The following is a 13333-nucleotide window of genomic DNA, read 5'->3' on the forward strand; positions in this document are numbered from 1 at the left end:
TTCTTGTTTTAGGAGGGCGTTCAGGGATAGCTGACGTAGACGTCGGTCAGCAGGTCCGCTGCAGAGGGCTTGGGATCGGACTTGGCCTTGTACACGGCGTTTTCAATCAGCAGGTCCACTTCCTTGTCGATCTGGTCCAACTGCTCGACGGTGAGCAGACCGGCCCGGGTGGTGCGCTCGCGGAACTGCATCAGGCAGTCCTGGTTTTCGCGGAAATGCTTGACCTCGTCCGGTGCGCGATAGGTCTGGGCATCGCCTTCGAAGTGGCCGTAGTAGCGGGTCAGCTTGACCTCGATCAGCGACGGCCCTTCCCCGGCACGGGCGCGTTCGACGGCGGCTCCGGCGGCTTCGTGCACGGCAAAGAAGTCAAAGCCGTCCACCGTCACGCCGGGCATGCCGAAGCCGGCGGCGCGGTCGGCGATGTGATCGCAGGCCACCGACCAATTGGAGGCGGTGGCCTCGGCGTAGCCGTTGTTTTCGGCGATGAACAGGCACGGCAGGTTCCACACCGAGGCCATGTTCATGGCTTCGAACACCGCGCCTTCGTTGGAGCCGCCGTCGCCGAAAAACACCACGGCGACGCTGTCGGTGCCCTTGAGCCGGGCCGCCAAAGCCGCGCCGACCACCAGTGGCGCGCCGGCGCCGACGATGCCGTTGGCGCCGAGCATGCCTTTCTCGAAATCGGCGATGTGCATCGAGCCACCCTTGCCTTGGCAGACGCCGGTTTTCTTGCCGTAGATCTCGGCCATCATTCCGTAGACGTCCACGCCCTTGGCGATGCAATGGCCGTGGCCACGGTGGTTGGAGGCGATGCAATCGTCATCCCCAAGGTGGGCCATGACGCCGGCGGCCGACGCTTCTTCACCGGCATACAAGTGGACGAAACCGGGGATCTCGCCCGTGGCGAACTCCACGTGCAGGCGCTCTTCAAAGGCGCGGATGGTGCGCATCACCTGATAGGCGTGCAGCAGTTGATCGTGGGTGAGCGGTGTCGACATTTTTATTCTCCTGGGGTGTCTTCTTGAAGATTCAAAGGGTGTTGCGGGTGCTCGCGGCCGATGGCCAACAAGCGTTGTTGCGCGGCGTAGGCCAGCACCGCGTTGACGTCGATGCTCAGCGGACCGCCGGCATCGAGGGTGACCGTGGGCCGGTCGTGGGCGTTGAATTCGATTTCCCGTTCGCCATCCAGGGCCAAGGTGCCGCTGGACAGTGACAAGCCATGGGCGACGCCGGGCTCCAAAGGGCCGGCGGCGAGCACCCCACAGCCTTGCAACAGGCCCGGGGCGAGCGGCACCAGCAACGCTTCGGGGGATTGCGGGTCCAGGCGCATCCAGGCCCCGCCCGGTGCCTGGCGGGACACCGGTAACCACAAGCCGCACAACGCCGACAGGCCAATGGATTGCGGTTCGGCGAAGGTCACGAACACTTCGGCCAGGTCCTGGGCCCGGCTGATGGCCCGGGCGCCGACAAAACGCAGCGGCGACACGGCGACGTCCACCAGGGCGACTTCGCGCAAGCCACGCCCGGCGTCGCAGACCAGCAAGCGCTTGTTGCGGCGCAAACCGATCGCGTCCGGGATCCGGCCGCTGGCGTACAACCCACCGGCCAGCCCGGCACTGGTGGCCTCGCGCAGCTCGGGAAAGGCGTTGTTGGTGCCGGTGGACAGGGTCAGCAACGGGATGTCGCCGACTTCGGCGGCCACCGCCTTGTGGGTGCCATCGCCGCCGAGCACGGCGATCAGCGCCACTTCGCGCTCGGCCATCAGGCGCGCGGCCCGGCGGGTGTCTTCGACGGTCTGGCGCAGGGTCAGGTCGAGGAATTCCAGGGCCGGCCAGTGGCTGCTGCGGGCCTGGCGGCTATGGCTGTTCTTCAGCACGGCGGCGGCCATGCCGATCATGTCGGTGGGCATCAACACCTGTTCGATGCCGGTGGCGCCGAACGCGGCCAGCAGGCGCTGGATCACCGAAACCTTGTCGGTGCTGGAAAACAGCCCGGCGTTGGCGATCAGGCGCCGCACGTCGCGGCCCGAGGCGGGGTTGGCGATGATGCCCACGGTCAAGGGTCGGCGGTTCATGGCGCCACCGTGGACGGTGCGGGCAAACGGCCTGGGCAGGAAGACATAGACACCTCGTTGTTATTATTGGAGACCCGTCGGGCGGGTTCCTGGCATAGAGCAAGGGCGGTGCCAGTTGTGGGAGAAACCTGCAAGAAGGCCGAACCAGAGCGGTCCCGAGATGATTGACGAAGCAGCGGACCGAGCCCCGGTGAGACGCCCCATGTCAGCCTGCACGAGGTTGCGGCGAGACACTGAGACGTGGCGTCTCACGCCACCCGGACAACCCGTCGAGCTTGTCTGCACCCGGCGAACGGCGCTTAATGTGCGCACAACGACAAGAAGCTGAATCGGAGGCCCCATGCTTTCCGCTCACTCCCGGGCGCACGTGGATTGCGTCAGCCGCGTGGTGAAAAACGCGAACCAATTGCCACAATTGCCCGTCCCGGACCTGATCCTCGACTCCTGGCGCCGTTCCCTGGAGCAACATCACCTGGACCCGGGTTCGCTGCAGGGCCCGCGCATCCTCTCCCAGGACGTGCTCAAGCAATGCCGCGAGCGCTCCGAGCTGTTCCTCAACATCGCCAGCGAAGAAGTGGCCCGCCTCCATGGCCGGGTACGCGACGCCGACTATTGCGTACTGCTGACCGATGCCCAGGGCCAGACCATCGACTACCGGGTGGAAACCTCGATCCGCAATGACTGCCGCAAGGCCGGGCTGTACCTGGGCACCTGTTGGTCGGAGGGCGAAGAAGGCACGTGTGGCGTGGCGGCGGTGCTCACGGCCAAGGCCCCGGTGACGGTGCACAAGCGCGACCATTTTCGCGCGGCGTTCATTGGCCTGACCTGTTCCGCCGCGCCGGTCTTCGACCCCCAAGGTGAATTGCTCGGGGTGCTGGACGTCTCGGCGGTACGCTCGCCGGATGATCGCCGCTCGCAACACCTGATCCGGCAAATGGTGGTGCAGAGCGCCCGGGAGATCGAACAGGCGTTTTTCATGAGCAGCGCCCAGGGCTACTGGGTGCTGCGGGCCCATCGCAACCCCGGCTACGTCGACAGCCAGCCGGACTTCCTGTTCGCCTGGGATGACGACGGTTGCCTGCAAGCCTTGAACCCGGCTGCCCGCCAGTACCTGCTGCAACAGTACGGGCAGGTGCCGCAACACATCGGCCAGGTGTTCGAGCAGCAACGGCTGCACCGTGCCCGGGACGAAAGCCTCTGCTTGCTCGATCACGCCATGCATGGGCGCCTGAGCGCGCCTCGCCAGCGGGCCAGTTCACGTTCGCGGGTGGCGATGACCCCGCTGGAAATCGATCCACGCCTGGCCGACAGCCTGCGCCTGGCGGTGCGGGTCAAGGATCGCAACCTGCCGGTGCTGATCCAGGGCGAAACCGGTGCCGGCAAGGAAGTCTTCGCTCGCCAGTTGCACCAGGCCAGCCAGCGCCGCGAGCGCCCTTTCGTGGCGCTGAACTGCGCGGCCATTCCCGAAAGCCTGATCGAAAGCGAATTGTTCGGCTACGTCGCCGGGGCGTTCACCGGCGCCTCGGCCAAAGGCATGCAGGGCCTGTTGCAACAGGCCGATGGTGGCACCTTGTTCCTGGATGAGATCGGCGACATGCCGCTGGCCTTGCAGACCCGGCTGCTGCGGGTACTGGCCGAGGGTGAAGTGGCGCCGCTGGGCGCATCCCGCCGCAAGGCCGTCGACATTCAGGTGATCTGCGCCACCCACCGCGACCTGGAGACGCTGGTGGCCGCCGGCGAGTTTCGCGAGGATTTGTATTTCCGCCTCGGCGGTGCGCGTTTCCAGCTACCGCCGTTACGTGACCGCAGCGACCGGCTCGCGCTGATCAATCGGATTCTTGCCGAGGAGTCCGCGCTGTGCGGGGGAACCGTGCAGTTGAGCGGCGCTGCCCTGGAATCCCTGCTCGGCTATCACTGGCCGGGCAATGTCCGCCAGTTGCGCCATGTGCTGCGCTATGCCTGCGCGGTGTGCGAAGCCAGCGTGATCCAGCTCAGCCACCTGCCCGAGTCGTTGCACTGCACTCATGCCGTCGATCAGGGGCCGGAGCCAAGCGCCAGCCCGGAACGCCAGGCGTTGCTCGATGCCTTGGTGCGCCACCGCTGGAAACCCACCGCCGCCGCCCGGGCCCTGGGCATTTCCCGGGCGACCCTGTATCGACGGGTACACCAGCACGGCATCGAGATGCCAGGCCGCAGCCCCGCCTGAGCACCTAGCGGCGCGCCAGCTCATGACGGACACATTGCTCGTAGTAGGTCTGCTTGACCTCCGCGGGTTTAAGACGCGAAGCGCTGTTGTAGGTCTGCTCGGTAATGCCCAGGGCGGTCATGCGCATCCAGGGCCGGGGAAACTTGCGCACCTGCAGCTTCTTGCGTGCGCCGTACAGGCTGACGCCAGACAGCTTTGACGCCTGCGCCCCCGCCGCGATGTCCGAACCCCAGCGGCACACTGACTGCTGGTTCTGCGTCAGCGCCCTGGCCTGGGCCTCGAGCGAGACGGCGGCCAAGAGAAACGTCGCTACGACCCACATAGAAATACGCATAGGTTTGTCGCCCAACTTTCTGAAAGGAAAGAAGTTTGCCTCTCTGCAGATGAGCAAGGGGCCAGCATTTGCAGGCCATTCTCGAATCCGCATGCAACCCATTGTGGCGAGGGAGCTTGCTCCCGCTGGGCCGCGCAGCGGCCCCCCTGTATTTGCCTGACACACCGAGTCTGTCATGGCTTTTTTGGGGCCGCTTCGCAGCCCAGCGGGAGCAAGCTCCCTCGCCACGGGGACGGCTTGCTTTCGCCATCTGCGACATTCGTCCACAAGTGACGCGCCAAACTAGAAACAAGCAGAAGAAATTATCTCAATCAATTGAAATTAAAGGGTTTAGTTAACATTACGAATCGCCTTCGCTTCCTCCAACAACTGCTGGATCACCTGCTCCTGCTCGCCATAACGCCCTTCGCCAAAATGGCTGTAGCGCACCTGCCCCTTGGCATCGATGAAGTAATGGGCCGGCCAGTATTGATTGTTGAAGGCGCGCCAGATCGCGTACTGATTGTCGATCGCCACCGGATAGTGGATGTCCAGCTTGCGCACCTGCTCGCGGACGTTGTCGATGATCTTCTCGTAGCCGTATTCCGGGGTGTGGACACCGATCACCACCAGCCCATCCTTTTCATACTTTTTCGCCCAGTCGTTCACATAGGGCAAGGTGTGCTGGCAGTTGATGCAGTCGTAGGTCCAGAAGTCCACCAGCACCACCTTGCCCCGCAGCGACTCGCTGCTCAGCGGCGGCGAGTTCAGCCATTGCACCGCGCCGTCCAGCGCAGGCATGGCGCCCTGGGCGTCGAGGGTCGGCATGGCACTGGCGCCGGCCTTGCTCACCACGTAGTCGATGGCCTTGGGCACGTTCTCCAGCAGGCTTTTTTCCAGGCTGGTGGACTGTTGGGAGGAAGTCGCCGCCAACAAGCGGTCATCCGCCCCAGTGCCAATCGCCAAGGCCGCCAGTAACACCGCCAGCCCCGTGCCACGGCGCAGCCAGGTGGTCATCGGCAGCGAGAGCTTCAGGCGCCCGACCAGACCACGCCCGGCCAGGATCAGCGTGCCCAGGGACAAGGCACTGCCCAGGCCGTAAGCGAGCAGCAACAGGCTGGTTTGCGCGCTGGCGCCTTGCAGCATGGCGCCGGTCAGGATCACCCCGAGTATGGGCCCGGCGCACGGTGCCCAGAGCAACCCGGTTGCAACGCCGATCAGCACCGAGCCCACCGGCCCGGCCATCCGCCCGGCCCCAGCGTCCAGGCGATTGCCCAAGTTGACCAGCGGCCGCGCCAGCCAGATACCAACCCGGCTGAAGATCAACGACAGGGCGAACACCCCCATCACCACCAACGCGACTTGCCGACCGACGCTGCTGGCGCGCACCACCCATTCGCTGCTGACCACCGCCAGGCTGGAGACCAGGGCGAACGTCAACACCATGCCGCCGAGGGTCAGCAGCACCGAGCTGCGGGAGCGATTGGCCCGGGCGAACAGAAACGGCACCACCGGAAGAATGCAGGGGCTGAGGATCGTCAGGATCCCGCCGAGAAAAGCGATAAGAAGCATGGCAACACCTCAAAATAAAAAGCCTACATAGCCCCTGTGGCGAGGGAGCTTGCTCCCGCTGGGCTGCGCAGCAGCCCCCCGTATTTGCCTGACACACCGAGTTTGTCACGGCTTTTTTGGGGCCGCTTCGCAGCCCAGCGGGAGCAAGCTCCCTCGCCACAAAAGCAGGTCAGTTCTGGTTGGTGCAGTGATCGGAAAACTTGCGGTAGTCCAGCGCCTGCTGGTGGCCTGCCGAATCCAGGTAGGTCATGTGGGCGTTGACCACGCCGCAGGTCGGCTCGGTGTCTTCGGTGAGGGAAAGCACCTTCTGGATGTCCAGGTGGCTGCCGTCGGTGTAGGTGTGCGGTTGCACGTTGCTTTCGGCCCGGGCCGACAGGGTGCAGATGTTCAGCGCGGCAAAAAGGCAGGCGGCGTAGACGGCTTTGGTGTTCATGGCGATTCCTCGATCCAATGGGGTTTTATCTGCCGAGGCCTGTTGTGTGCCTCGATGGATGCCATTGAATGCCCCGCAGGTATCGCGTCTGTATCGAGCCCGGTGGCTTTTTGCATCGCTGTGTATCCGTCAGGCGCCAGATACACTGCAATACAAACCGCCGCGAGCCGGGCTGGCCGGGGCCTGTAGACTGCTCACAACGAAACGCCGAGGAGCGGGACACCATGGATCATGTCGATCACGTGCTGATAGTGGATGACGATCGCGAGATCAGAGAGCTGGTTGGCAACTACCTGAAGAAGAATGGCCTGCGCACCACCGTTGTCGCCGATGGCCGGCAGATGCGCGCCTTCCTGGAAACCACCCCGGTGGACCTGATCGTGCTGGACATCATGATGCCCGGCGATGACGGCCTGGTGCTGTGCCGGGAACTGCGTGCCGGCAAGCACAAGGCCACGCCGGTGCTGATGCTCACCGCCCGCAACGACGAAACCGACCGCATCATCGGCCTCGAAATGGGCGCCGACGATTACCTGGTCAAGCCTTTCGCCGCCCGTGAGCTGCTGGCGCGGATCAACGCCGTGCTGCGCCGTACCCGCATGTTGCCGCCCAATCTGGTGGTCACCGAAAGCGGTCGCCTGCTGGCGTTCGGACGCTGGCGCCTGGACACCACCGCCCGCCACCTGTTGGACACCGACGGCACCATGGTTGCCTTGAGCGGCGCCGAGTATCGGTTGTTGCGGGTGTTCCTCGATCATCCGCAACGGGTACTCAACCGCGACCAGTTGCTTAACCTCACCCAGGGCCGGGACGCCGACCTGTTCGATCGCTCCATCGATCTACTGGTCAGCCGCCTGCGCCAGCGCCTGCTGGACGACGCCCGGGAACCGGCCTACATCAAGACCGTGCGCAGCGAAGGCTACGTGTTCTCGCTGCCGGTGGAGATCCTCGAGGCGTCGGTATGAACCTGCCGCTGCGCTGGCCGCGGACCCTGGCCTCAAGGTTGTCGCTGATCTTCCTGATCGGCCTGATCCTGGCCCAGGGCCTGTCTTTCGGCGTCCAGTACTACGAGCGCTACCAGAGCGCCAAGTCGACCATGCTCGGCAACCTGGAGACCGACGTCTCGACCTCCGTGGCGATTCTCGACCGCCTGCCTGCCGCCGAACGCCAGGCCTGGCTGCCGAAACTCGCCCGGCGCAACTATGGCTATTTGCTCGACGAAGGCCAGCCCGGCCAACCGATGGACTTGGCCGACGCGCCGATCTCGGTCAGTTCGATCCAGGAAGCCATCGGCCAGGCCTATGGCCTGACCTTCAAGCAGATTCCCGGGCCGAACATGCATTACCAGGCGCACCTGCGCCTGGGGGACGGCAGCCCGCTGACCATCGACGTACGCCCGGCAATGGCGCCCCTCTCCCCTTGGCTGCCAATGGTGTTGCTGGGGCAGTTGGCCCTGTTGATCGGCTGCACCTGGCTGGCCGTGCGCATCGCCGTAGGCCCCTTGACCCGACTGGCCCAGGCGGTGGAAACCCTCGACCCGAACGCCCATAGCGTGCGCCTGGACGAAAAAGGCCCGACCGAAGTGGTGCATGCGGCCAAGGCCTTTAATGCCATGCAGGACCGGATCGCCGCCTACCTCAAGGAGCGCATGCAGTTGCTGGCGGCGATTTCCCATGATTTGCAGACCCCCATCACGCGCATGAAGCTGCGCGCCGAATTCATGGACGAAGGGATCGAAAGGGACAAATTGTGGAGCGACTTGAGCGAAATGGAGCACCTGGTGCGTGAAGGCGTGGCCTATGCCCGCAGCATCCACGGCGCCACCGAGGCCAGTTGCCGGATCAGCCTGGATGCGTTCCTCGACAGCCTGGTGTTCGACTACCAGGACACCGGCAAGGACGTGCAACTGTCCGGCAAAAACGCCGCCGTCATCGACACCCGTCCCCATGCCCTGCGGCGGGTACTGATCAACCTGGTGGACAACGCCTTGAAATTCGGCGGCGCGGCGCAGATCCACGTGCAACCGGCCGACAACGGGCAATTGGCGATCCAGGTACTGGACCGTGGCCCCGGGATCAGCGAGCAGGAACTTGCCGAAGTGCTCAAGCCGTTCTACCGGGTGGAAAGCTCGCGCAACCGGGAGACCGGCGGCACCGGCCTGGGCTTGGCCATCGCCCAGCAACTGGCGATCGCCATGGGTGGCTCACTGACCCTGAGCAACCGCGACGGCGGCGGGCTCTGCGCCGAATTGCGCCTGGCACTCACAAGCTGACACAACCCCTGTGGGAGCGGGCTTGCTCGCGAAAGCGGGGCATCAGCCAGCATCCATTCAACTGACCTGACGCCTTCGCGAGCAGGCTCGCTCCCACACTGTTCTGTGGCGTTGCAAATAGGGTGCCTTACCCAAACTCCCCCTGTGGGAGCGAGCCTGCTCGCGATAGCGGTGTGTCAGCCAGCATCATTCAACTGACTTGACGCCTTCGCGAGCAAGCCCGCTCCCACACTGTTCTGTGGCGTTGCAAATAGGGGTGCCTCACCCAGTTCCCCTGTGGGAGCGGGCTTGCTCGCGAAAGCGGGGCATCAGCCAGCATCATTCAACTGACCTGACGCCTTCGCGAGCAGGCTCGCTCCCACACTGTTCTGTGGCGTTGCAAATAGGGTGCCTTACCCAGTTCCCCTGTGGGAGCGGGCTTGCTCGCGAAAGCGGTGTGTCAGCCAGCATCATTCAACTGACCTGACGCCTTCGCGAGCAGGCTCGCTCCCACGCTGTTCTGTGACGTTGCAAATAGGGATGCCTTACCTAAATTCCCCTGTGGGCTTGCTCGCGATAGCGGTTTGTATACCAGTGTGTCTGCGGATGATCGGCATACACGAACTTGCACAATGCTGCGCCGCGGACACACCCCGCTTACACCGGTTTGAAAGACTCCCTCCCATCCCCGGCGACTATCACGACCGGGCCCTCGACATCCAAGGAGTCTTCCCATGCCTACCCCTATCGCATCCCCCTTTCGTTACCAAGGCTGGTCGCTGTTCAGCCTGCTCGCCGCCCTGGTGCTGTTGATGACCGGGTTGATCCTGATACTCAACCCGGACCTGACCGAAGGCGTGCGCAGCGCCATTCGCGCCACGGCTCGTTCGTCGTTCATCCTGTTCCTGCTGGCCTTCACCGCCTCGGCATTCGCGGTGCTGGTGCCCTCGCCCCTGAGCCGGGCGCTGGTGCGTGAACGGCGCTTCATCGGACTGGCCTTTGCCTTTTCCCACTTGGTCCACGCCGTGCTGATTTACACCTACGGCCAGCTCAATACCGAGTTCTGGCCCGGCCGCACCACCCTCGGCAACGTGCCCGGCACCGTGGGCTATGTGTTCATCCTGCTGCTGGCGCTGACCTCGTTCAAAAGCACCACGCGCCTGATCGGTTTCAAGGCCTGGAAGCGCCTGCATGTCACCGGCATGTGGGTGCTGGCGGCGATCTTTGCCTATTCCAACTTCAAACGCATCCCCATGAGCGACTGGTACGTGCTGCCCTTCGGCCTGATCTGCGCCGCCACCGCCGTCCGCCTGGTGGGCAAGCTGGCCCAGGCCACCCAGCGTCGCCAACGGCCGCAACACGCGGCTTGAGACCAGGGAGATCGATCATGTACGCAAATACCTTGAAAACACTGCATACGCCGCTGGAGAACCTCGGGGCATGGCTGGCGCCGCTGGGCCTGCGCCTGTTCCTGACCTGGGAGTTCTTCGAATCCGGCCTGGAGAAATGGAACGGCGCGAACTGGTTCGCCGAGATCCAGTCTGCCTTCCCGTTCCCGTTCAACCATGTACCGGCCCAATGGAACTGGGAACTGGCGATGTGGGCCGAGCTGATCGGTGCCATTGCCCTGTTGATCGGCTTGGGTACTCGCCTCTCGGCCCTGGTGCTGATCGTCGTCACCGTGGTGGCGACCGCTGCCGTGCACTGGCCGGCGGACTGGTCGAGCTTGAGCGAACTGGCCCAGGGTTATGCGATTACCAACAAGGGACACGGCAACTTCAAGCTGCCGCTGATCTACCTGGTGGCCTTGCTGCCGTTGCTGTTGCAAGGGGCTGGGAAGTTGAGTGTGGATGCGGTGCTGAGGGCAGGCCTGCATCGCCGAAACAAGGCCTGACAAAAAACCTTGTGGGAGCGAACTTGCTGTGGGAGCAAGGCTTGCCCGCGATACAGACGACTCGGTCAATCAGTCAGACCGAGGGGGACCCATCGCGAGCAAGCTTTGCTCCCACAGCAGGGCCGCACAGGGGTTAGCATTTCAATGGCAGATTACAACGCTACGCCAACAACCCCTTCCTCCTGCATCCGCCGCAACAGCGCCACGGCGTTGTCCATGAATTCTGCCGAATCCACCCCCGCCTCCCGCGCCAACGCCAGCAGCTGCCCTCGCCCCGTCAACCCTGGATAGGCCTCGATGCGCTGCAAAAGCCGCCAGGCCAACGGGCTGAGTTCGGAGAAACGCACCTCGAAACCAGGCGTTCGCCGCACCAGCAGCAGCGTCGGCTGCGCCGGTGGTGTCGAGGGCTGATAACTCGGCGCCAGGCGATGCACCGGCCATTGGTACGCCAGCGGCCAGGCCAAGGGCGAGACTCGCAGCGGCGAGCCGAGCAAGGACGTCTCGTCATGGGACGGCAACGGCTCGGCCTCGGATTGCAGCAGCGCCATCTCGACCCACTCGTAGTGCGCCAGCTCCGCCACGAACGGCGGCCAGTCCGGCGAAGGATGGTCTGCAAGGTAGCCAACGAATTCCTCGGCGATTTCACCGAACTTGGGCGTGGTACAGCGATGTTCACGCAGGAATCGGCGCACGCAGGCACGCCAGGGGTGCTGTCCCAGCAGGTTTACCAACACGGGAAAGGTGCCGCTGAGCAGCGCACGCATATTCGCGAAGATCAGGTCGCGATACACCTGGGCCCGCGCCGCGTCCATGCCGGACGGGATCGGGCAGTGATCCGGGTCGCGCAGGTAGCTGGTCAGCGCTTGTTGCTGCTGATGCAGCGTCTGCCGGGCCTCAGCCATGGCTCACCGCCTGCCAGGTGCCGGCCTGGTGCTGTAACTGGCGAATCGTCTGCAGTTCGGCCACCAGGGCGGCGTAAGGCGGGAAGTTGAAGTCCCGTTCGAGCAAGGTCGGCTGTACGCCGAAACGTGCATAAGCCTCGGCCAGCAGCGCCCAGACCACCGGCTTGACGGGCGCGCCATGGCTGTCGATTTTCAGCGTGTCGGACTCGTCATAGTGCCCGGCCACATGCATCGCGACCACCCGCCCCGGCTCAAGACCCGCCAGGAATGCCTGGGGATCGAAGCCATGATTGACCGAGTTGACGTAGACGTTGTTGACGTCCAGCAACAGGTCGCAATCGGCTTCGCGCAACACCGCCCGGGTGAAATCCAGCTCGCTCATGTCCTGTTGGGGGGCGGCGTAATAAGAGACGTTTTCCACCGCCAGGCGGCGTCCCAGCACATCCTGGGCCTGGCGGATCCGCGTCGCCACGTGATGCACCGCTTCCTCGGTGAAGGGCAGCGGCAACAAGTCATACAAATGCCCCTCGTCGCCGCAGTAGCTCAAGTGCTCGCTGTACACCGGCACCTTGAAACGCTCGAGGAAAGCACGCACCTGGCCGAGAAACGCCAGGTCCAGCGGCACCGGCCCACCGAGGGACAACGACAGGCCGTGGCACGTCAACGGATAACGTTCGGCCAACGAATGCAAGGCGGCGCCATGGGGGCCGCCGATGCCGATCCAGTTTTCCGGAGCGACTTCAAGAAAGTCGAAATCCCCGGGCGGTGCCTGGCGCAGTTCAGCGAGCAAGGCCCGGCGCAGGCCGAGGCCTGCCGAGGGTTGGGGTAGATTGAACATGACACATCTCCTTGGAAAGCAAGAGATGAGGGGGGCGCAGCGAATGGTGCCAGTCGATCATCAAACTTGTGGCGAGGGGATTTATCCCCGCTGGGCTGCGCAGCAGCCCCAATGCAGCAGACTCAATCTTCCTAGCATACCGAGTCGGCAGGTTTCAGGGCTGCTTCGCAGCCCAGCGGGGATAAATCCCCTCGCCACATAGACAGCGCATGGCTCCTGTCTCATTGCAGCCATTCGCATACGCCCCTCACTCGTTAGAAGTCAGGACTCGATAGCCGCCCCGCACTTGCCTTCGCCACATTTGCCTTCCGCGGTCTTCGCCTGGGCCGACAGGTATTGCTTGGCTTCCGGCAACGAGATACCGCCGTCGTGGTTGGCGTCGATCTTGTCGAACTCAGCGGCTCGTTCCGGCGCGGCGGCGATGAATTCGTCGCGCGAGACCTGGCCATCGTGGTTTTTATCGGTCTTGGCGAACTTGTCTTCGCCGCACTTGCCTTCGGCGGGTTTCTTCACCGTATCGGCGGCCGCCAGGGTGTAGCCCTGGGCCAGGTCGTTCATGGTCAAGGCCGAAGCCGCCGTGGAGAGACCCAGGCCACCGACCAAAGCCAGGCCAAGTGCAAGGGATGAATGACGGGAGAAGTTGAGCATGGGGTATTCCTCTGACGATTGACGATTAATCCGCCAGTCACCGGCACCGAGGCTCGGGGCCGGCTGGCTGGCGTAGTTAATCGACGGTGTGTATCCGGCCTGTGTCGCCGGCCCGGTGCTTCGTCAAGCAGATGTATCCGGGCCTGCGCGGTACACACTGCGATACACGCCGTCCCTCATCGCGGGCAAGCCTTGCTCCCAC

The 13333-nt window shown here is 64.1% G+C and carries 13 protein-coding genes; 5 read left to right on the forward strand and 8 right to left on the reverse strand.

The window, feature by feature from the left end; translation table 11 throughout:
• Positions 1–20: 20 nt before the first annotated feature.
• Both HU715_RS10555 and HU715_RS10560 read right to left on the reverse strand, forming a co-directional pair.
• Positions 21–998 (reverse strand): thiamine pyrophosphate-dependent dehydrogenase E1 component subunit alpha, encoded by a 978-nt coding sequence (locus HU715_RS10555; protein ID WP_053119650.1) that lies wholly within the window; start codon positions 996–998, stop codon positions 21–23.
• A 2-nt stretch (positions 999–1000) separates the two neighbouring features.
• Complete coding sequence (locus HU715_RS10560) at positions 1001–2074, reverse strand: ATP-NAD kinase family protein (RefSeq protein ID WP_186704932.1); 1074 nt, start codon at positions 2072–2074, stop codon at positions 1001–1003.
• A gap of 340 nt (positions 2075–2414) precedes the next feature.
• On the opposite strand from HU715_RS10560, the gene HU715_RS10565 reads away from it, so the two are divergent.
• On the forward strand, positions 2415–4280 hold the full coding sequence (locus HU715_RS10565; protein WP_186704931.1) for a sigma-54-dependent Fis family transcriptional regulator: 1866 nt from the start codon (positions 2415–2417) through the stop codon (positions 4278–4280).
• 4 nt (positions 4281–4284) lie between these two features.
• Here the strand turns inward: HU715_RS10565 and HU715_RS10570 are convergent, their stop codons facing one another.
• The 3 genes from HU715_RS10570 to HU715_RS10580 form a co-directional block, all read right to left on the reverse strand.
• Entirely contained in the window at positions 4285–4614 is a 330-nt protein-coding gene (locus HU715_RS10570) for a hypothetical protein (RefSeq protein WP_186704930.1), read from the reverse strand.
• A gap of 330 nt (positions 4615–4944) precedes the next feature.
• The gene (locus HU715_RS10575; protein ID WP_186704929.1) at positions 4945–6165 is read right to left on the reverse strand and encodes a cytochrome c biogenesis protein DipZ; all 1221 of its coding nucleotides are present in this window, start codon (positions 6163–6165) and stop codon (positions 4945–4947) included.
• A 169-nt stretch (positions 6166–6334) separates the two neighbouring features.
• A complete protein-coding gene (locus HU715_RS10580; RefSeq protein ID WP_186704928.1) occupies positions 6335–6598 on the reverse strand; it encodes a DUF2790 domain-containing protein in 264 nt (87 codons plus the stop codon).
• Between the two features lie 224 nt (positions 6599–6822).
• On the opposite strand from HU715_RS10580, the gene HU715_RS10585 reads away from it, so the two are divergent.
• From HU715_RS10585 to HU715_RS10600, 4 genes are all read left to right on the forward strand, one after another.
• The gene (locus tag HU715_RS10585; protein WP_003202589.1) at positions 6823–7563 is read left to right on the forward strand and encodes a response regulator; all 741 of its coding nucleotides are present in this window, start codon (positions 6823–6825) and stop codon (positions 7561–7563) included.
• Positions 7560–8870, forward strand: a complete 1311-nt coding sequence (locus tag HU715_RS10590; protein WP_186704927.1) for an ATP-binding protein — start codon at positions 7560–7562, stop codon at positions 8868–8870. The genes HU715_RS10585 and HU715_RS10590 overlap by 4 nt, the downstream gene beginning before the upstream one ends.
• Before the next feature lie 713 nt (positions 8871–9583).
• Complete coding sequence (locus HU715_RS10595) at positions 9584–10219, forward strand: ferric reductase-like transmembrane domain-containing protein (RefSeq protein ID WP_186704926.1); 636 nt, start codon at positions 9584–9586, stop codon at positions 10217–10219.
• A 17-nt stretch (positions 10220–10236) separates the two neighbouring features.
• Positions 10237–10743 (forward strand): HvfX family Cu-binding RiPP maturation protein, encoded by a 507-nt coding sequence (locus HU715_RS10600; RefSeq protein ID WP_186704925.1) that lies wholly within the window; start codon positions 10237–10239, stop codon positions 10741–10743.
• A gap of 152 nt (positions 10744–10895) precedes the next feature.
• Here the strand turns inward: HU715_RS10600 and HU715_RS10605 are convergent, their stop codons facing one another.
• The 3 genes from HU715_RS10605 to HU715_RS10615 all read right to left on the reverse strand — a co-directional run bounded on the left by HU715_RS10605 (position 10896) and on the right by HU715_RS10615 (position 13131).
• Positions 10896–11645 carry an HvfC family RiPP maturation protein gene (locus tag HU715_RS10605; RefSeq protein WP_186704924.1) on the reverse strand — a complete coding sequence of 250 codons (750 nt, stop codon included), beginning with the start codon at positions 11643–11645 and terminating at the stop codon, positions 10896–10898.
• On the reverse strand, positions 11638–12483 hold the full coding sequence (locus HU715_RS10610) for an HvfB family MNIO-type RiPP peptide maturase (protein ID WP_186704923.1): 846 nt from the start codon (positions 12481–12483) through the stop codon (positions 11638–11640). Before HU715_RS10610 ends, HU715_RS10605 begins: the two co-directional genes overlap by 8 nt.
• A 261-nt stretch (positions 12484–12744) precedes the next feature.
• Positions 12745–13131: an HvfA family oxazolone/thioamide-modified RiPP metallophore gene (locus HU715_RS10615; protein ID WP_072404447.1), complete on the reverse strand. Its 387-nt coding sequence runs from the start codon at positions 13129–13131 to the stop codon at positions 12745–12747.
• Positions 13132–13333: the final 202 nt, after the last annotated feature.

Source organism: Pseudomonas zanjanensis (assembly GCF_014268745.2).
Lineage (GTDB): Bacteria > Pseudomonadota > Gammaproteobacteria > Pseudomonadales > Pseudomonadaceae > Aquipseudomonas > Aquipseudomonas zanjanensis.

Excerpts from the sequence above, each read along its gene's own strand:
- HU715_RS10560 (WP_186704932.1), bottom strand. The coding sequence starts at position 2,074 with ATGAACCGCCGACCCTTGACCGTGGGCATCATCGCCAACCCCGCCTCG.
- HU715_RS10565 (WP_186704931.1), top strand. The coding sequence starts at position 2,415 with ATGCTTTCCGCTCACTCCCGGGCGCACGTGGATTGCGTCAGCCGCGTG.
- HU715_RS10610 (WP_186704923.1), bottom strand. The coding sequence starts at position 12,483 with ATGTTCAATCTACCCCAACCCTCGGCAGGCCTCGGCCTGCGCCGGGCC.
- HU715_RS10615 (WP_072404447.1), bottom strand. The coding sequence starts at position 13,131 with ATGCTCAACTTCTCCCGTCATTCATCCCTTGCACTTGGCCTGGCTTTG.
- HU715_RS10595 (WP_186704926.1), top strand. The coding sequence starts at position 9,584 with ATGCCTACCCCTATCGCATCCCCCTTTCGTTACCAAGGCTGGTCGCTG.
- HU715_RS10555 (WP_053119650.1), bottom strand. The coding sequence starts at position 998 with ATGTCGACACCGCTCACCCACGATCAACTGCTGCACGCCTATCAGGTG.
- HU715_RS10570 (WP_186704930.1), bottom strand. The coding sequence starts at position 4,614 with ATGCGTATTTCTATGTGGGTCGTAGCGACGTTTCTCTTGGCCGCCGTC.
- HU715_RS10585 (WP_003202589.1), top strand. The coding sequence starts at position 6,823 with ATGGATCATGTCGATCACGTGCTGATAGTGGATGACGATCGCGAGATC.
- HU715_RS10605 (WP_186704924.1), bottom strand. The coding sequence starts at position 11,645 with ATGGCTGAGGCCCGGCAGACGCTGCATCAGCAGCAACAAGCGCTGACC.
- HU715_RS10580 (WP_186704928.1), bottom strand. The coding sequence starts at position 6,598 with ATGAACACCAAAGCCGTCTACGCCGCCTGCCTTTTTGCCGCGCTGAAC.
- HU715_RS10600 (WP_186704925.1), top strand. The coding sequence starts at position 10,237 with ATGTACGCAAATACCTTGAAAACACTGCATACGCCGCTGGAGAACCTC.
- HU715_RS10575 (WP_186704929.1), bottom strand. The coding sequence starts at position 6,165 with ATGCTTCTTATCGCTTTTCTCGGCGGGATCCTGACGATCCTCAGCCCC.
- HU715_RS10590 (WP_186704927.1), top strand. The coding sequence starts at position 7,560 with ATGAACCTGCCGCTGCGCTGGCCGCGGACCCTGGCCTCAAGGTTGTCG.